General features: G+C 69.9%; 13 protein-coding genes. 4 read left to right on the forward strand and 9 right to left on the reverse strand.

Annotation, left to right across the window (positions count from 1 at the left end; genetic code table 11):
• Positions 1 to 381: 381 nt before the first annotated feature.
• From OG430_RS16170 to OG430_RS16185, 4 genes are all read right to left on the reverse strand, one after another.
• Positions 382 to 969, reverse strand: coding sequence for a GTP-binding protein (locus OG430_RS16170; RefSeq protein ID WP_327353195.1), 588 nt, complete (start codon positions 967 to 969; stop codon positions 382 to 384).
• On the reverse strand, positions 950 to 1,360 hold the full coding sequence (locus tag OG430_RS16175) for a DUF742 domain-containing protein (RefSeq protein WP_327353197.1): 411 nt from the start codon (positions 1,358 to 1,360) through the stop codon (positions 950 to 952). The genes OG430_RS16170 and OG430_RS16175 overlap by 20 nt, the downstream gene beginning before the upstream one ends.
• A gap of 159 nt (positions 1,361 to 1,519) precedes the next feature.
• On the reverse strand, positions 1,520 to 1,939 hold the full coding sequence (locus OG430_RS16180) for a roadblock/LC7 domain-containing protein (protein ID WP_327353198.1): 420 nt from the start codon (positions 1,937 to 1,939) through the stop codon (positions 1,520 to 1,522).
• A complete protein-coding gene (locus OG430_RS16185; protein WP_327353199.1) occupies positions 1,940 to 5,776 on the reverse strand; it encodes a nitrate- and nitrite sensing domain-containing protein in 3,837 nt (1,278 codons plus the stop codon).
• Between the two features lie 558 nt (positions 5,777 to 6,334).
• Between OG430_RS16185 and OG430_RS16190 the strand changes: the two genes are divergently transcribed.
• The 3 genes from OG430_RS16190 (at position 6,335) to gltX (ending at position 8,850) form a co-directional block, all read left to right on the forward strand.
• Entirely contained in the window at positions 6,335 to 6,523 is a 189-nt protein-coding gene (locus tag OG430_RS16190) for a hypothetical protein (protein WP_327353200.1), read from the forward strand.
• 82 nt (positions 6,524 to 6,605) lie between these two features.
• Entirely contained in the window at positions 6,606 to 7,382 is a 777-nt protein-coding gene (locus OG430_RS16195) for a fumarylacetoacetate hydrolase family protein (protein WP_327353201.1), read from the forward strand.
• Complete coding sequence (gene gltX, locus OG430_RS16200; RefSeq protein ID WP_327353202.1) at positions 7,375 to 8,850, forward strand: glutamate--tRNA ligase; 1,476 nt, start codon at positions 7,375 to 7,377, stop codon at positions 8,848 to 8,850. The genes OG430_RS16195 and gltX overlap by 8 nt, the downstream gene beginning before the upstream one ends.
• Positions 8,851 to 9,122: 272 nt before the next feature.
• Here the strand turns inward: gltX and OG430_RS16205 are convergent, their stop codons facing one another.
• From OG430_RS16205 to OG430_RS16220, 4 genes are all read right to left on the reverse strand, one after another.
• Positions 9,123 to 9,326, reverse strand: coding sequence for an acyl-CoA carboxylase epsilon subunit (locus OG430_RS16205; protein WP_327353203.1), 204 nt, complete (start codon positions 9,324 to 9,326; stop codon positions 9,123 to 9,125).
• Between the two features lie 34 nt (positions 9,327 to 9,360).
• Positions 9,361 to 10,944, reverse strand: coding sequence for an acyl-CoA carboxylase subunit beta (locus OG430_RS16210; RefSeq protein WP_327353204.1), 1,584 nt, complete (start codon positions 10,942 to 10,944; stop codon positions 9,361 to 9,363).
• A 203-nt stretch (positions 10,945 to 11,147) separates the two neighbouring features.
• Entirely contained in the window at positions 11,148 to 14,996 is a 3,849-nt protein-coding gene (locus tag OG430_RS16215; protein WP_327353205.1) for an endo-alpha-N-acetylgalactosaminidase family protein, read from the reverse strand.
• Between the two features lie 134 nt (positions 14,997 to 15,130).
• Complete coding sequence (locus OG430_RS16220; RefSeq protein WP_327353206.1) at positions 15,131 to 15,739, reverse strand: YceI family protein; 609 nt, start codon at positions 15,737 to 15,739, stop codon at positions 15,131 to 15,133.
• Positions 15,740 to 15,913: 174 nt separating this feature from the next.
• On the opposite strand from OG430_RS16220, the gene OG430_RS16225 reads away from it, so the two are divergent.
• Positions 15,914 to 17,152, forward strand: a complete 1,239-nt coding sequence (locus OG430_RS16225) for a sensor histidine kinase (RefSeq protein ID WP_327353207.1) — start codon at positions 15,914 to 15,916, stop codon at positions 17,150 to 17,152.
• A 112-nt stretch (positions 17,153 to 17,264) separates the two neighbouring features.
• Here the strand turns inward: OG430_RS16225 and OG430_RS16230 are convergent, their stop codons facing one another.
• Complete coding sequence (locus OG430_RS16230; protein WP_327353208.1) at positions 17,265 to 17,963, reverse strand: response regulator transcription factor; 699 nt, start codon at positions 17,961 to 17,963, stop codon at positions 17,265 to 17,267.
• Between the last annotated feature and the right edge of the window lie 20 nt (positions 17,964 to 17,983).

Consider the following 17,983-nt stretch of genomic DNA (forward strand, 5'->3'; position numbering starts at 1 on the left):
CCAACAACCTCTCGGCGTCGGCACCTACGCGTGTGCCGCTGTCGTCTTCTCAGCCGCCGCTACTGGGCAGTTCAGCGCATTCCAGCACGTCAGCCGGGCGTGTTCCAAACAGTTGGAAGCAGAACTTCCACGTGATGGAAGCCTCAGATAAAACGGTCATAAAGAACGAGCCCCGCCAAAAGGCGGGGCTGATGTGAGCACAGCGGCACCAGGTGAACGCGAGGTGTGTCGGACGCCCCGGAATTCTCTGTCGAAACGTTATGAACACACGTGCGGACCGTGTCAAAGGACACAGTCCGCTCCGCGGAAACTACGACAACTTCCGTATGCCATGGCCGACTTGAGGCGTGTGAATGGCTTATTTCGGACGGGCCGGAAGCTCTACTTCAGGCGGGCCATCAGGGCGTGCTCAACCAAGGTGATCAGGGCACTCTTGGCGTCCGCGCGGTGGCGGGCGTCGGTCGTGATGATCGGGGTGTCCGGGCCGATCTGCAGCGCCTCGCGGACCTCTTCGGGGTTGTAGGGCTGGTGCCCCTCGAAGCCGTTGAGGGCTACGACGAAGGGCAGGCCGCTGTTCTCGAAGTAGTCGACCGCGGGGAAGCAGTCGGCGAGACGGCGGGTGTCGACGAGGACGATGGCTCCGATGGCGCCGCGTACGAGGTCGTCCCACATGAACCAGAAGCGGTCCTGACCGGGCGTACCGAAGAGGTACAGGATCAGGTCCTGGTCCAGGGTGATGCGGCCGAAGTCCATGGCGACGGTGGTCGTCGTCTTGTCCCCGGTGTGGGTGAGGTCGTCGATGCCCGCCGAGGCGGAGGTCATGACGGCTTCGGTACGCAGCGGGTTGATCTCGGACACGGCGCCGACGAACGTGGTCTTGCCCACGCCGAAGCCGCCCGCCACCACAATCTTGGCGGAAGTGGTGGAACGACCCGATGAACCTGGGTCGTTAGAGCTTGCGAAGTCCACTGAGCACCCTCTCGAGCAGTGTTACGTCAGGCTGGCCGCCGGCGTTCTCGTCGCCGCCGGCCTGGTGAATGGCCACAAGTCCGGCCTCCGCCAGGTCCGCCACGAGGATCCGGGCCACACCGAGGGGCAAGCTCAGGAGCGCGGAGACCTCGGCCACCGACTTGACCTCGCGGCACAGGTGGCAGATCCGCTGGTGCTCGGGGAGCAGCCCCATCAGCTGGGCCGGGTCGGCCGTGGTGCTGACCAGCGCCTCGATGGCGAGCTGGTAGCGCGGCCGGGTCCGGCCGCCGGTCATCGCGTACGGACGCACCAGCGGCTGGTCGCCTTCCATCGCGTACGAGGCGTGCTGCTGAGCTCCGTACGGATCGTGAGAGGCGGTGGGCGGGGTCATGAATCCTCCGGGCTGGACAGCAAGTTGTCGGCGTGCCGTCTGACGTGGCCGGTGGGGGGATCGGGGGCGGCGTCAGGCAGGGGTCGCGCGGAGCGCGTCCTTGAGGGGCGGTGGTCGGGTGGCGGGCGGTGAAGTTGTGGGCGGGGTCGTACGGCAGGGCTAGTGCAGCAGGCTGCCCTGCAGTTCGGCGCGCAGGTCGGGGGTGAGGACGGTGCCCGCACGGTCGACCAGGAGCGCCATCTCGTATCCGACGAGGCCGATGTCGCACTCGGGGTGCGCGAGCACCGCGAGGGACGAGCCGTCCGAGATGGACATGAGGAACAGGAAGCCGCGCTCCATCTCCACGACCGTCTGGTTGACCGGGCCGCCCTCGAAGATCCGGGAGGCCCCGGCGGTGAGGGAGGTCAGACCGGAGGCCACGGCCGCCAGCTGGTCGGCGCGGTCGCGCGGGAAACCTTCGGACATCGACAGAAGCAGTCCGTCGGCCGACACCACCACCGTGTGGGACACCCCGGGGGTGTTGTCCACGAAGTTGGTGATCAACCAGTTCAGATTCTGCGCCGCCTGGCTCGGACTCAACTAACGCTCCTGCTGGTGAGAGGGGCTGGGGAAGCTGCCGGTCTGGCCTGTACCGGCCTCGCGACCCTGCTGGATGCCCCGACGAAGGTTGGTCAGTCGGCCGCGTACCTCTTCGGGCGCACGCGAGACCTGGGGACCGCCCTGTTGCTGTTGCTGCTCGGCCGTGCCGGCCACGAGGTTCGCTCGCGGTACCCGGCGCGGCAGACCGGAGGTGGTGACCCCACCGGCCGAAGGCTGCTTGACCCGCTCGGCCTGCCGGACGAGTTCGTCGTTCGGCGAGGTGCGCCAGTTGGCCTGGGCGGGGGCGGCCGGCGGTGCCGAGGGCGCGGGGGGCGTCTGCGGCATCGCGGGGGACTGCTGGGGGTGGCCTGCCTGCGGCTGGACGGGCGGGCGGGCAGGCAGGCCGTTCTGCTGCCGGCCGGCCGGCTGCCCGGCGTTCTGCTGCGAGGCGTTCTGCTGCGCCGCGTTCTGCTGCTGGCCCCGGAACCAGTTGGTCTCCAGGGTGTCGAACAGCGGGGTGCGGCCGTCGCCCGGCCCGGCCGGGGGCAGTTCCCCGAGGGCCTGCTGCTGCGGGGCCTCGGGGGCCTGCGGCTGCGGCGGAACGGGGCGCTGCTGCTGAGGCGGACGCGGGATCGAGTAGTCCGTGTTCTCCCGGGCACCGTTGCGGGCGGCACCGCGCGGCGGCACGGGGCGCTGCTCGTCCGGGCGGGCGAACTGGCCGGTGTCGGCCGGGCCCGCGGTGAACTGCCCGGTGTCCGCCGGGCCCGCGGTGAACTGCCCGGTGGCGAACTGGCCCGTGTCGAACTGCCCGGTCGACTCGGGGCCCTGCGGGCGGCCGGCCTGCGGCGCCGCGGGGTTCGGACGCGACGGAAGGTCCTCGCCGCGGGCGGGTATCCCCTCCGGCCGCGGGCCGTTGAAGTCCGGGCGGGCGAACTCGGCGGTCGAGCCGGGACCCTGACGGTCGGCGTCGCCCGCGGTGGGCTGCGGGTAGCCCGTACGTCCCTGTCCCTGCCCCTGTCCCTGCCCCTGTCCCTGCCCCTGTCCCTGGGCGGGCGGCATCCGGAACTGACCGGAGTCCGGCTCCTGGTGCTCGCGCGGGGTGTCGTGGTTGTCAGGGGAGTTGCGGCCGACCGGCGGCTGCGCGTTCTCGTTGCCCCAACTGGTCACGCGGGGCTGCGAGTTGCCCGCGCCGGGGCCGCCGGGGAGCTCGCCGCGCGGAGCACCGCGCGGCGGCAGCTGCGGCTGGCGGTCCTGCGGGCCGCCGTCGGCGGAGTGCGTGCGCTGCTGGGGCGGGACGGGGGCGCCGCCCCGGCTGCCGGCATTGCGGGGTCCGCCGAAGACGTCGGAGCGCTGGCCGCCGCTGAAGGCGTCACCCGCACCGGCCCGGTCCTGCGGGGCCGAGGCCCCCGGTCCGCGCTGGGCGGGACCGCCGCCCTGCGGCAGCCCGGCACGCGGGGCCTGACCCTGGCCGCCCTGGCCGGAGTCACGGGCCGGCAACGCGGCCCGCGGGCCCGCACCGGTGACCTGGCCGCGCGTCGGGGCCGCACCGAGCCGGCCCGCCGCGGGAGCGCCGCCACCGAGGGCACCGCCCTGGGCCGGACCGGGTCCGCCCGGGACACCGCGGCGCGCGGCGGCGACACCGGCCGCGGCCTGCGCGGCGGCGGGGCCGCCGGGTGCGCCGGGGCCCTTCTTGTTGCCCTGGGCGACATCGACGGGAAGCATGACCAGCGCCGTCGTACCGCCGGAGTCCGAGGGACGCAGCTGGATGCGGATGCCGTGGCGCTGCGAGAGGCGGCCGACCACGAACAGACCCATGCGGCGCGAGACCGAGACGTCCACGGTGGGCGGCGAGGCCAGCCGCTCGTTGATCGCCGCGAGGTCCTCGGGCGAGAGGCCGATGCCGGTGTCGTGGATCTCGATCAGTACGCGGCCGTCGGGCAGCGCGTGACCGGTGACCTTGACCTTGGTCTGCGGCGAGGAGAACGAGGTGGCGTTCTCGAGCAGCTCGGCGAGCAGGTGCACGAGGTCGTTGACGACGCGCCCTGCGACCTCGGTCGTCGGCACCGCGGCGAGCTCGATGCGCTCGTACTGCTCCACCTCGGACGCGGCGGCGCGGAGCACGTCGACCAGCGGGACCGGGCGGGTCCAGCGGCGGCCGGGCTCTTCACCGGCGAGGACCAGGAGGTTCTCGCCGTTACGGCGCATGCGGGTCGCGAGGTGGTCGAGCTTGAACAGCGAGGAGAGCTGGTCCGGGTCGGCCTCGCGGGACTCCAGCTCGGAGATGAGCGAGAGCTGGCGCTGGATGAGGCCCTGCGAGCGGCGCGAGAGGTTGGTGAACATCGCGTTGACGTTGCCTCGCAGGAGGGCCTGCTCGGCGGCGAGGCGGACGGCCTCGCGGTGCACGTCGTCGAAGGCCGCGGCCACCTTGCCGATCTCGTCGCGCGAGTGCACACCGACGGACTCGACGGAGGTGTCGACGTCCTGCGGGTCGGCCTCGGAGAGCTGCTTGACCAGCTCGGGCAGGCGGTCCTGGGCGACCTTGGTCGCGGTGTCCTGCAGCCGGCGCAGCGAGCGGATCATGGAGCGGGCCACGACGAAGGCGCCGACCAGGGAGACGCCGAGGACGAGGAGGATCAGCGCACCGCTGACGATGGCTTCGGTCTCGGACTCGCTGCGGAGCTTGCGGGCTTCCTGCTCCATCTCGTCGAGCAGGGTGAGCTCGATCTTGGACATCTCGACGAACTTCGACGTGGCGTCGTCGGTCCAGTCGGGGTAGGAGCGCATTTCGCGGCTCTCCAACCCCTTGGCGGTCATGAGCACGCGATGGGCGTAGTCGTCGGCGGACTTGATGACCGCGTTCGAGTCGCCGATCGACCGGGTCAGCTCCTGGGCGGTCTGACTCGAGTAGGTGTTGTAGATGCCCGAGAAGGACGAGAAGTCGGCCTCTTCCTTCTGCTGCGCGGAGAGGCCGTAGAGCCGGTCGCTCTCGGAGAGCTTGCCGTACTCCTTCTTGTTGTCCGGCAGCGCGGCCGCGATCAGGGCGCGCTGGATCGACGCGTTCTCCTTGGAGCTGGAGAACGCGGCCAGGGCGCGGGTGCGCTGGATCATCTCCGGGTTACTGGTGGCCTGGGCCATGTCCAGGGACAGCGAGAGCAGTTGCTCGATCAGCTGGTTGTACCCGTTGATGGTCTGCGAGTAGGACTTCGAGTCCTGGTACGCGTGGTCCCGGATCCCCTTGATCCTGTTGATCGAGGAGGCGATCTGCTCGACGTTGCCCCGGACGCCCCGCAGGGCCGACGCGTTCGCGTCGATGTCGCGGGTGCCCTCCATGAAGACCTGCTTGGCCAGGTCCGTCTGGTCCCGGGGGCCCTTGACGTCGTACGCCGATTCCTTGGCGCCGTTGGCGAGGGGGCCCGCCGTGAGGTCGCGCTCCTTCTGCAGGGCGGCCGCCAGCTTGGTCGCCTGCGTGGTCATGTCGGTGAGCAGCTTCATCTGGTCGAGCTGCTCCATCTCCTCCATGGAGTCGCTGATGCGGATCGCACCGAGCGAGGTCGCGGCGACCACGGGGAGGGCGAGCAGGGCGACCAGGCGGGTGGAGATGCGCCAGTTGCGCAGGGCTATTCGTGAGCCGGGGCCCGTCGGGCCCTTCTTCTTGGCCTCGGGCGTGCCGGCGCCGGGCGCGGCCGTGCCGCCGGCGCGGCCCTTGCCGTCGCCGGCTCCTGCCGGTCCTGAGCCCGGGGCGTGCTGAGGAGAGGAGCTGTTTGCGGCGGGACCGGTCCCACCGCGCAGCTCCGGCTCCGCCGCAGCGCTGCCTTCCCTCTTGAAACGTCCCTGCACTAGCGTCGCAACCTCTGGACCAGGCGTCCCTCCGCGGCGAAGCGGCGGGACGGTGTCGGCGTAATCGGGGCCCCGAAGGGTCCCGTGGTGGTCTTGAGTGACCGGCGCGTCTCCCCCTCTCGCACCGCCACTCGGCGCTGCGTTGCGCCCATGCGCGCCGGTTCATACCTGCGGCGGTTCCGCGAATTCCAGCACAGTGCCGGATCTCCAACAAGGGCCAGACACCCGCCCGTGACCTCAGTGACGCCATGTGAGTGCCGTGTCACCAGACGTAGAGCGTGATCTCGTACATAACGGACTTTTGCTTACGAGCTACTTACGCGCCGGGGGTGTCCCAGTCGCCATGATCGGGAGCGGAATCGGCGGTTCAATGGCGGAATGTCCGTTCCGGGAAAGGGAGTTGAGGGGTCGAATTAACCGATTTGCCCGCTGATCCGTGAGCAAACTCACACGCAGATCAAGGGCAGTTCACGTCTTCGCGGGGAATTCGAATGTTTAGCCTGACGCTTTACAGGGATGGCCGATCCGACAACTTGAGACCAGAGGTCTGAACCACCGATGAAGACGACAGCGTCGATGCTCCGCATAGCGAACCCGCGCCGCACCACCCTGATGCACCTCAAGGACGCCGACGAGCTGCAGGCCGCCCCCGCTCTCCCGGAAGCCTCCCTCGACCTCCCGGCCGTCACGGCCAACCCGCGCCGCACCATCCTGATGGACGCCCCGGAGACCGCTGCCGCCGAGTAATGCGCGCGGCCGCGCCCCGTGACGCGCGTTAGCCTGGAGCGTCAGTCTCCGGCTCAGTGCAAGCAGAGGGGCACGCGTTTCCGTGCGTATCGCCAGGTTCTCCATCGACGGCAATGTCGCCTTCGGCGCGGTCGAGGGGGCAGGCCCCGACGATCTCGTCCTCGACATCATCAAGGGCATCCCGTACGCCGACTTCGAGCTCAGCGGTGTCAAGGTCCCGCTGAGCAAGGTCCGGCTGCTGCCCCCGGTGATCGGCAACAAGATCGTGGCGTACGGCCGCAACTACGCGGACCACGCCAAGGAGCTCGGCAACGAGGTCCCCGAGGCCCCGTTCGCCTTCTTCAAGCCGACCACCTCGATGATCGGCTCCGGCGACGCGATCGAGTACCCGTCCTTCTCGAACGAGCTGCACCACGAGGCGGAGCTCGCCGTCGTGATCGGCCGGATGTGCCGCGAGGTCCCGCGCGAGCGCGTCAAGGACGTCATCTTCGGCTACACCTGCGCGAACGACGTCACCGCGCGTGACGTACAGAAGCGCGAGAAGCAGTGGGCCAGGGCCAAGGGCTTCGACACGTCCTGCCCGATCGGCCCCTGGGTGGAGACCGAGCTCGACACCCGTGACCTGGCGATCCAGTGCACGGTCAACGGCGAGCAGCGGCAACTCGGCTCCACGAGCCAGATGATCCACTCCATCGAGGACCTGATCGTCAACATCACCGAGGCCATGACGCTCCTCCCCGGAGACGTGATCCTCACGGGCACCCCGGCAGGGGTCGGCCCGCTCAACGTCGGCGACGAGGTCGCCGTCACCATCCAAGGCATCGGCACTCTCACCAACAAGGTGATCAAGCGTGGCTAACCCCAACGTCCGGGTTCGTTTCTGTCCCTCGCCGACCGGCAACCCCCATGTGGGTCTGGTCCGCACCGCCCTGTTCAACTGGGCCTTCGCCCGGCACAACGGCGGCACCATGGTCTTCCGCATCGAGGACACCGACGCTGCGCGCGACTCCGAGGAGTCGTACAACCAGCTGCTCGACTCGATGCGCTGGCTCGGTCTGACCTGGGACGAGGGCCCGGAGGTCGGCGGCCCGCACGCGCCGTACCGGCAGTCGCAGCGCATGGACATCTACAAGGATGTCGCGACCAAGCTGATCGACGGCGGGTACGCGTACCCCTGCTACTGCACCACCGAGGAGCTGGACGCCCGCCGCGACGCCGCGCGCGCGGCCGGCAAGCCCTCCGGGTACGACGGCGCCTGTCGCGACCTGTCGGCCGAGCAGAAGGCCGCGTACGAGGCCGAGGGCCGGAGCCACATCGTGCGCTTCCGGATGCCCGACGAGGCGATCACCTTCACCGACCTGGTGCGCGGCGAGATCACCGTGCAGCCGGAGAACGTCACGGACTACGGAATCCTCCGGGCCAACGGCGCGCCGCTCTACACGCTGGTCAACCCGGTCGACGACGCCCTGATGGAGATCACCCACGTCCTGCGCGGCGAGGACCTGCTCTCCTCGACCCCGCGCCAGATCGCGCTCTACAAGGCGCTGATCGAGCTGGGCGTCGCGAAGTCCATCCCCGAGTTCGGGCATCTCCCCTACGTCATGGGCGAGGGCAACAAGAAGCTCTCCAAGCGTGACCCGCAGGCCTCGCTGAACGTGTACCGCGAGCGTGGCTTCCTGCCGGAGGGGCTGATCAACTACCTGTCCCTGCTCGGCTGGTCGTTCTCCGCGGACCAGGACATCTTCACGGTCGCCCAGCTGATCGAGAAGTTCGACATCGCGGACGTCAACGCCAACCCGGCGCGCTTCGACCTGAAGAAGGCCGAGGCGATCAACGCGGACCACATCCGGCTGCTCGACTCGAAGGCGTTCGCCGCTGCTTGCGAGCCGTGGCTGCAGGCGCCGCACGCGAACTGGGCGCCGGAGGACTTCGACCGTGCCGCCTGGGAGGCGATCGCGCCGCACGCGCAGACGCGTGTGCAGGTCCTCTCCGACATCACGGCCAATGTCGACTTCCTCTTCCTGAAGTCGCCGGTCGAGGACGAGGCGTCCTGGGCCAAGGCGATGAAGGGTGAGCCTGCGGCTCTGCTGACCACAGCGCGGGCGAAGCTGGTCTCTGCCGACTGGTCGGACCCGGAGTCGCTGAAGAACGCGGTTCTGGCCGCCGGTGAGGAGCACGGGCTGAAGCTGGGCAAGGCGCAGGCGCCGGTCCGGGTGGCGGTCACGGGCCGGACGGTCGGCCTTCCGCTCTTCGAGTCCCTCGAGATCCTTGGGCAGGAGCGGACGCTGGCTCGGATCGATGCGGCGCTGGCGAAGCTTTCCGCCTAGCCGTCGTTCGTACGTTGCTGAAGGCTCCGGTCCCCCTGCGGAGGGGGGCCGGAGCCTTCGGCTTTTTCGCCCCTCCCCGCCCCTTCCCGAAATCCTGCGGAGCCTTCCGCCCTCCGGGCGGTGTCCTCAAACGCCGGACGGGCTGACAAAGTCAGCCCGTCCGGCGTTTGAGGACAGTCTTTGAAGCCGGCGGCAGCCTTACGGGAAGGGGCGGGGAGGGGCCAAGACAGGGGGTCTGGGGGCGCAGCCCCCAGGGGAACGGCGAAGGGAAGTCAGCCTTGCCAGCTGTGCGGCGCTCGGAAGCCCGGTGTGCGCTCCAGGCGGCGCCAGCCGGCCGTGGAGCGGCCGCGGGCGGGGGCGGGTTCCGGCTGGGCGGCCGCGCGGGCCAGGAGGAGCGCGGTGATGGCCGCGAGCTCCTCGGGCTCGGCGTGGCCCTTCTCGACGCGGAGCAGGTTCTCGGCAGGAGTGATGCTCATGGTGGCGGGGTCTCCGTAAGTCGTGGCGGCAGGGTTACTGCGGGGGGTTGCCGTGCTTGCGGGACGGCAGGTCGGCGTGCTTGTTGCGGAGCATCGCGAGGGAGGCGATGAGGACGGAGCGGGTCTCGGCCGGGTCGATGACGTCGTCGACGAGGCCGCGTTCGGCCGCGTAGTACGGGTGCATCAGCTCCGCCTTGTACTCCTTGACCATGCGCGCGCGCATCGCCTCGGGGTCCTCGGCCTCGGCGATCTGCCGACGGAAGATGACGTTGGCAGCGCCCTCGGCGCCCATCACGGCGATCTCGTTGGTGGGCCAGGCGTAGGTGAGGTCGGCACCGATGGACTGGGAGTCCATGACGATGTACGCACCTCCATAGGCCTTGCGGAGAATCAGCGAGATCCGCGGGACCGTTGCGTTGCAGTACGCGTACAGCAGCTTCGCACCGTGGCGGATGATTCCACCGTGCTCCTGGTCGACGCCGGGCAGGAAGCCGGGGACGTCCAGGAGAGTGACGATCGGGATGTTGAACGCGTCGCACATCTGGACGAAGCGGGCCGCCTTTTCGGAGGCCTCGATGTCCAGGACGCCCGCGAGCGACTGGGGCTGGTTGGCGACGATGCCGACGACCTGGCCGTCCAGGCGGGCCAGGGCGCAGACGATGTTGCGGGCCCAGCGCTCGTGGATCTCCAGGAAGTCGCCGTCGTCGACGAGCTCCTCGATCACCTTGTGCATGTCGTACGGGCGGTTCCCGTCGGCCGGCACCAGGTCCAACAAGACGTCCGAGCGGCGGTCGGCCGGGTCCTCACAGGGGTGGGCCGGGGGGTTCTCGCGGTTGTTCGACGGGAGCATCGAGATCAGGTAGCGGACCTCGGCGATGCAGGTCTCTTCGTCGTCGTACGCGAAGTGCGCGACACCAGAGGTCTCGGCATGCACGTCCGCGCCGCCGAGGCCGTTCTGCGTGATCTCCTCACCGGTGACCGCCTTGACGACGTCCGGGCCGGTGATGAACATCTGCGAGGTCTCGCGGACCATGAACACGAAGTCGGTGAGGGCGGGGCTGTAGGCCGCGCCGCCCGCGCACGGGCCGAGCATGACGCTGATCTGCGGGATCACGCCGGACGCCCGGGTGTTGCGCTGGAAGATGCCGCCGTAACCGGCAAGGGCGGAGACGCCCTCCTGGATACGGGCGCCGGCGCCGTCGTTCAGGGAGACCAGCGGCGCACCGGCCGCGATGGCCATGTCCATGATCTTGTGGATCTTCGTGGCGTGGGCCTCGCCGAGGGCGCCGCCGAAGATCCGGAAGTCGTGCGCGTAGACGAAGACCGTGCGGCCCTCGACCGTGCCCCAGCCGGTGATGACACCGTCGGTGTAGGGCTTCTTGTTCTCCAGGCCGAAGCCCGTCGCGCGGTGGCGGCGGAGCTGCTCGACCTCCTTGAACGAGTCCGGATCAAGGAGCAGCTCGATGCGCTCGCGCGCGGTCAGCTTGCCCTTGGCGTGCTGCGCCTCGGTCGCCTTGTCACTGGGTCCGCGCAGCGCCGCCGCACGGATCGCGTGCAGTTCGGCCACCCGGCCACGGGCGTCTGCGGGCTCGCCCGGGGTCTCGTCCACAACGGTCATGTAGCGACCTTACGAAGCCCGCCAAGCAAAACGGGCCGTCGACTCCGTACAGTCTCCGGCCCGTTTTCCTGGTACCCCCTGACATACGAGCTCTTCAGTGCAGCTGAAGTGACTACCCAGAGGGGTGCTGCGTTGTAGAAGCCCTACAAGAGGCAGGTGAGCGCCACCTCACACCGATGTGCGCTCCCCGGCGGCACCGGACGCTAGCCACCGCAGTGGAACCGGGCGCTCCCCCAGTCCGCGTGATCGTTGCCGTTCCCGTCGCCGCCCTCGCCGACCACCAGGTCGACGTACTTGGCGCCGCTGACGTCCGCGGTGAGCGACCACGCCGCGTCGGCCGCCTTCAGGACCGGCGACTTCACCTTCTCGGTCCCGTCGGCCCGCACGCTGAACTCCGCGCTCCCCCGCGTCGGCTGCGCCTCGTCGATGCCGACCTCCGCGGTGAAGGAGGTGCACTTGCCGCCCAGGTAGTAGCGGACCGTGGCGGGCGCGTGTGTGCCGAGCCCCTTCTCGTACGACGCCGTGCCGATCTTCAGCGGTGTGCCGTCACCCTCGCCCTGCTCACCGTTCGAGAGGTCCTTCTCGACCGGGCCCCAGCCGTTGTCGGACGCCGTCCAGTCCAGGTCGCTGGCCCAGGTGTCGACGGTGGGCGGGGGCGGCAGGGTGCGGACGGTGGTGGCCGCCGCGAGCGTACGTTGCGTACCGTCTATGCCGTACGAAGCCGTCGAACTCAGCTCGTACGGATGGTACTTGGCGTCGACCGGCGGGGTGACCTGCCAGGTCGCGGTGGCCTTCTCCCCCACCGCGACGGAGTCGAAGGTCACGTCACCGGCGGGCTCGGCCGACCAGCCCTCGGGGAGCTTCAGACCGACCTTCACCGAAGTCGCTTCCTTGGCCTCGTAGTTGGTGAAGACGGCCTTGACCTCGTTCTTCTGGCCGGGCTCCAGCGTCTCGGCGGACTGCACGGCCAGGGTGCCGCAGGCGGCCTGCTCCTCGGCCGGGCCCAGGTCGGTGACCGTGAACCTGTCGAGCGAGAAGTCCGCCGCCTCCGGAGCGCTCTCCAGCTTGCGCAGACCGGTCCAGGTGTCGCCGCAGCCCGCGGTGACGATGTCGCTGAAGTGGGCCGTGGTGTGCTGCGCCGCGAGGTCGGTCTGCCTGGTCTCGACCGAGTCGGGCTTGCCGTCCGCGCCGATGCGGTCGTAGCCGCTGGTCCACTGATAGGCGCCGGCATGGCTGTTCTGGTAGTCGAACTCGACCTTGTAGCGGCGCCCGTCGCGCATCGGCACCGTCCAGGGCGCGGTGCGGTACACCAGGCCCGCGTTCTCCTCGTGGGACTTGAGCGACCAGTCGCCGTCGAGGACGTCGTCGGTGAGCTTCTCGTTCCAGCCAGCCTGGGTGTACGGGGCGTGCTTCTTGGCGAGGCTGGTGCGCGGGTCGGTGATGTCACCCGCGTCGCCCTTCACGAGGGGCCCCCAGCCCTGGTCGACGTCCTCGAAGTCCTCGTACGCGATCGTGCCGCCCTTGGTGGCGGGGGCGTTGCGGACGATGCGTACGTCATCGATCCTGACCTCGGCCGCTCCACCGCCGGCCGAACTCCCCTTCTCCGCCTCGACCTTGAAGGTCGTGCGGCCGCTCGCGGGCGCGGTGAAGGTCACCTTGGCGCGCTGCATGTACGTGCTGTGCCAGTCGCTTCCGGCGACCGTGTTCGCCACCGTGGAGCGCTCGACCGTGGCCCGGGCGCCGCCCGCGGAAAGGGTCGTGTGCCGCTGCTTGCCCGGCTCGACCTCGATCCAGGCGGAGGCGCTGTAGCGCTTGCCCGGCTCGAGTCCGGTGATCTGCTGGGAGATCGAGGCTTCCGCGGCACCGGAGAGGGCGGCGCTGTTGCGGCCCTGTCCGTCGGTGTCGCGCTTGGCCGTGCCGGTCGTGGACCAGTCGTCGAGGCCCGCGTCGTTGAAGCCGGGGTCGTCGACGGGCGTGCCCCGGCCCCAGTCGGCGTCGGCCTGTCCGGGGGTGGTGCCGACCGGGTAGAGGACGTACGGCTGGGCCTTGTCGGCCTTGAGCGTGACCTTGCCGCCGGTCGCCGTGACCCGGCCGGTCTTCACCCGGCCGTTGTCGGTGAGCCTGTAGACGTCGTACGCGGCTCCGGCGGGGGCGTCCCAACTGGTCGTCCAGCCCTGCTTGTTGTAGTGGTAGAGCTTCCGGTGGCCGCTCCAGGGGACCAGGTACGCGTCCCCGTCGAGGACCTTGCGCCCGTGGTCGTAGAACGTGCGCCTGCCGTCCTCGACCGTGCCGCGCAGGCCCCCGGTGAAGGTGATGTCGTCCTTCGCCCAGCGGGTGATCTTCTCCTGCTGGAGGAACTTGGCGGGCAGGTCGCGCTGCCAGACGTTGGCGTAGAAGGCGTTCCAGTCGGTCTCGCCGGTCCAGCCCTCGAACTCGCTGATGGCGCTCTGGCCGAGGACCGGGTCGTCGTTCCAGACGTCCTTCTCGCTGTTGCGGATGAAGCGGATGATCTGCGAGTTCAGGCCCTTGTTGGTCTTGGGCCCGTAGTCCAGGTCATTGGCCCAGTGCGACCAGAGCGAATCCCGCTCGAACTTGTCGGCCCACTCGGTGGAGAGGTTCCAGCCCTGGTCCTTGATGGCGTCCGCCGTGCGCTCGGCGATCCAGCCGTGCGTGTAGTACACGTCCATGTAGATGAAGGAGAGGTTGTCGTCGGTCTCGTCCCGCAGCTGCTTGAAGCGCTTGGCGAGGTTGCCGCTGTTCAGGTCGCCGCGCTGGTCTATGTAGTAGCTCTGGTTGAGCCAGTTCCAGCCGGGCTTGGTCTTGTCGACCAGTTGCTCGTCGAACGCGTCGGCCTCCGGGTAGGCCTCGGTGGCGTTGGTGTGGACGCCGAAGGTGGCGTTCCACTTCTCGCCCTCCTTGAGCAGCTTGTTGAGGTCCTTCAGGCCGCCCGCGCGGGAGTTGATGTTGCCGCCGTAGTCCGGGTGGGCCGAGTCGTGCCCCTCGGAGGCGTACCCCTTGAGGACGGCCTGCTGGCCGAGTCCGTCGGTGGCGAGCGAGATCCGCTTCACGTCGTCGAGGGTGCGCAGGAAGGGGTGCTGAGCCTGGCTCGCGAAGTTGAACGGGATGTGGGTGATGACCCGGTCCGCGGTGCCCTCGCCGCCCTTGGGCTTGACGCCGATGGTGCGGAAGGCGACGGCGCCGTCCTGCCAGTCGACCTTCTGGTCGCCGTTGGCGTCGGGGGTGACGACGACCTTGGCCCACGGCAGGTTGTCCTTGTCGGGCGCGGGCGCACCCTCGCCGCGATACGTCCATTGGCCCGACCACACGCCGACCCGGGTCGAGCCGTCGGCGGCCTTGCGGGCCTGGTGCCAGAAGCGGGCGTCGTCGCCGGCGGTGGCGCCGCCGGGCTTGTCGTTCGTCGCGTTGGACTCGACTGCGGCCGCGAGCGTGCCCGTGTTGACGAGCGCGTACGTGGCGCCGAGCGCCTTCTCGTCGGCCGGGGTCTGACCCGTCACCTTGCCGAACTGGTCCGAGGATTTCGTCGAGTCGACGTCCAGCTTGGTGAACGCGGTCTCCGCGCCCTGCTCGTCGCTGCCGACCGACACCAGGTCGTGGCCCGGGATGTCGATCGTGCCGACCCTGAAGGCCTCGGTGTCCCGGACCGCCGTGACCTTGAAGGTGGTGGCCCGCCCGCGCACCGACAGCTCGGCGTCGATCTCGACGCCGGCGAGGTCGGGGAAGGCCAGGGTGTACGCGGCGCTCCCGGACTCGGCCTCGGGGGCGCCCTTGACCTGCACCTTGTAGGCCTTGCCGTTCAAGGTGACCTCGGTGACCGGGCGCGTACTGCCGAGGAGCCTGGCCCCGGAGGCCCTGTCGGTGTACGAGACCACCCGGGGGAAGTCCTCGGCGACGGCCACGCTCAGCCGGTCGGACGTGAGCACCGGCCCTTCGGCGGCCGCGGGGGCCGCCCGTTCCTGGGCGACGGCCGGCAGGGCCAGGGCTAGGGACGAGGCGACGGCTGCGGCGCAGACCGTACGGATTCTTCGCGACATGGGGACTGGCTATCCGGCGCCGACCGAGGTGGTCAACGGATGCGGGGCTTCGGTGACTTGAAGTCCAAGAAGCCCCGCGCGTTAGTCCAAGTCCCGCACACCTTCAGGTATGTGTACGTGCCGGTGCGTCTCGCTCACGCGGCGTTGCGGATCGCCGAGACGTCGAGGACCAGCTTGATCTTGTCGGAGACCAGCACGCCGCCCGTCTCCAGCACGGCGTTGTAGGTCAGGCCCCAGTCGGAGCGCAGGATCTCGGCCTTGCCCTCGAAGCCGACGCGCTCGTTGCCGAACGGGTCCGTGGCGGCACCGTTGAACTCCAGGTCGATGGCTACCGGCTTGGTGACGCCCTTGATGGTCAGGTCGCCGGTGAGGCGGTAGTCGTCGCCGCCCAGGGCCTCGGCCCCGGTCGAGCGGAACGTCATCTCCGGGAACTGCTCGACGTCGAAGAAGTCGGCGCTCTTGAGGTGACCGTCGCGGTCGCCGTTGGCGGTGTCGATGCTGTCCATCTTGACGTCGATCGAAGCGGTGGACTTGGCGGGGTCGGCACCGTCCAGGTGCAGCGAGCCCTCGAAGCCGAGGAAGCCGCCCTTGACGTTGGTGACCATGGCGTGCCGGGCCGTGAAGCCGATCGCGGTGTGCGCCGGGTCGATCGTGTAGTCACCGGTGAGCGCGGCGAGCTCGGGGTTCACGTCGCGCACGGCGGCGGTATCGGCGGTGTCGTTCTTGCGGCCGAAGATGCCCATGACTGCTCCTTGGGAGGGGGACGCGCTGGCGGCCTTCGCCGGAAGCGGTTCGGTTTAACCTTCAACAACATTGAGAGTAGCCCTATCTGATTCAAGTTTCAACTTTTACGTTGACCGGGTGTGCCGCTGGTGCGCCTTGTCGGCGTTTTGCCTGGTCCGGGGCATGGTCGAGGCATGCAAGATCATCAGCGCAGCGCGCCGCAGAGCGCCTTTCCGCTGCCCACCGACGCTCAGCAGTACGCCCGCTGGTCACGCGTCGGACGGCTCCTCGGCTCGCGTACCGGGGACTGGATCGCGATCGCGCTGGTCTTTCTGCTCAGCCTGCCCAGGGTGCTGATCCGGCCCGACGACCCGGGCTGGAATCCATGGCTCAGCTGGCCGCTCGCGGTCTCGGCGCTCGGCACGCTCTCGCTGCTCATGCGGCGCAAGTGGCCGGAGGTGCCGGCGGTCGCCGGGCTGATCGTCCTCGCGCTGACCTCGGACGACGCGCTGCTGCGCTTCGGGCTCTATGCGGTGGGCCGCTACCGGCGACTGCGCTACGCGACCTGGTTCGCGATCGGGGTGGTCTTCGTCCGCCTCGTGATCGTCGTCTTCATCGTCGACAAACACTCGGACGCCGCCGTCTGGGAGCTGTTGGTCGTCACCTTCCGGTATTCGCTGATGAGCGTCCTCGGCCCCGCCTCCGCCGGCGCCGTGGTCCGGGTGTTCCGCGTCGGCGAGCTGCTCGCCTCGTTCCGGGCCCGGCTCGACCGCGAGGAGGCCCTGGCCAAGGGCGAGGCCGCGGCCGAGCACCGGGCCGAGCAGGAGCGCCGCCGGATCGCGCGGGATGCGCACGACCACGTCGGGCACGAGGTGACCCTGATGGTCCTGCAGGCCAATCTGCTGTCCGCGCACGCACCCGACGACAGGACACGGGAGGCCGCCGAGGGCCTGGTGGAGCGCGGCCAGCGGGCCATTCATGAGCTGCACAACATCGTGGCCACCCTCAAGGACCCCGAGGAGCGGGCCGCGTCGCCGTCCGACGTGCGGCGCATCGAGCGCCTGGTGGAGGACGTACGGCGCAGCGGTGCGCCCGTACGACTGGATCAGCGGGACTTCGGAAAGGGCCTGCTGCCGCCCGCGGTGGCCGAGTTCTGCTTCCGGGTGGCCCAGGAGGGGCTGACCAACGCGGTCAAGCACGCGCCCTGCGCGGACATCGTCGTCACGATGGCCTCCGACGACACCTCGGCCCGGGTCTCCGTCCGCAACGCGGCGCCACCCGTCGAGCCCGGCCCTCACGCGGTGAGCGGCGGCAACGGTCTCGAGGGCCTGGCCGAGCTGGCGCGGCGGCTCGGCGGCGAACTGACCGGCGGCGCGACGGCGGACGGCGGGTTCGAGGTGCGGGCGACGGTGCCGCGCAGGACGCCCGGGTGAAGCGGACCTGAGCCGGGTGCGCGCCGGGTCCGGGCCGTCGGCCCGGACCCCCTGAGCCCTTGAGCCCTTGAGCCCCGGACCCCCCTGAGCCCCTGAGCCCCTGAGCCCCTGATCAGACCGTCGGCCGCGGCTCGGCACCCGCCGCGTCCGCCCCGTCCTTCGGCGTGAGCCCGATCTGGTGGGCGAGCAGGGCGGCCTGCGTCCGGTTCTCCACGTGCAGCTCGGCGAGCACCCGCGACACATAGGCCTTGACGGTCCCCTCGGCCATGAACAGGGCCTCGGCGATCCGCGCGTTGTTCGCCCCGCTGCCGAGCAGCGCGAGGACCTGCCGCTCCCGCCCGCCGAGCCCGCTCACGCGCTCCCTGGCCGCGGCCACCTCGGGGGTGTCCTGCTCCACGGTCCGCCGGATCATCAGCCGCATGATCTCCGGCGGCACCACGGGATCGCCCTCGGCGACCGCGAGCACCGACCGGATCAGCTCGCCGGTACGCGCACTCTTCAGGGCGAAGCCGTCCGCCCCGGCCCGGAACGCCGCGACCACCTTCTCGTCGTCGCCGAGCGCCGTCAGCATCATGATGCGGGGCCGGGGAGAGAGGTCCTGCAGGCGGCGGGCGGCGGTGATGCCCGAGACCTTGGGCATGTTGACGTCCATGACGACCACATCGGGCCGCAGCCGCGCCGCGAGGTCGACCACCTCGGTCCCGTCGCCCGCCTCGCCCACCACCCGGATCTCGTCCGTGGTGTCGAACAACGCCTTGATCCCGGCCCTGACCAGCGGCTCGTCATCCACCAGCAGCACATTGACCGGCATCCGCACTCACTCCCTGTCAC

This window comes from Streptomyces sp. NBC_01304, from assembly GCF_035975855.1.
Taxonomy (GTDB): Bacteria; Actinomycetota; Actinomycetes; order Streptomycetales; family Streptomycetaceae; genus Streptomyces.

Coding starts and splice junctions, on each gene's coding strand:
- OG430_RS16190 (WP_327353200.1), top strand. CDS start 6,335: ATGAAGACGACAGCGTCGATGCTCCGCATAGCGAACCCGCGCCGCACC.
- OG430_RS16215 (WP_327353205.1), bottom strand. CDS start 14,996: ATGTCGCGAAGAATCCGTACGGTCTGCGCCGCAGCCGTCGCCTCGTCC.
- OG430_RS16210 (WP_327353204.1), bottom strand. CDS start 10,944: ATGACCGTTGTGGACGAGACCCCGGGCGAGCCCGCAGACGCCCGTGGC.
- OG430_RS16220 (WP_327353206.1), bottom strand. CDS start 15,739: ATGGGCATCTTCGGCCGCAAGAACGACACCGCCGATACCGCCGCCGTG.
- OG430_RS16230 (WP_327353208.1), bottom strand. CDS start 17,963: ATGCCGGTCAATGTGCTGCTGGTGGATGACGAGCCGCTGGTCAGGGCC.
- OG430_RS16175 (WP_327353197.1), bottom strand. CDS start 1,360: ATGACCCCGCCCACCGCCTCTCACGATCCGTACGGAGCTCAGCAGCAC.
- OG430_RS16225 (WP_327353207.1), top strand. CDS start 15,914: ATGCAAGATCATCAGCGCAGCGCGCCGCAGAGCGCCTTTCCGCTGCCC.
- OG430_RS16205 (WP_327353203.1), bottom strand. CDS start 9,326: ATGAGCATCACTCCTGCCGAGAACCTGCTCCGCGTCGAGAAGGGCCAC.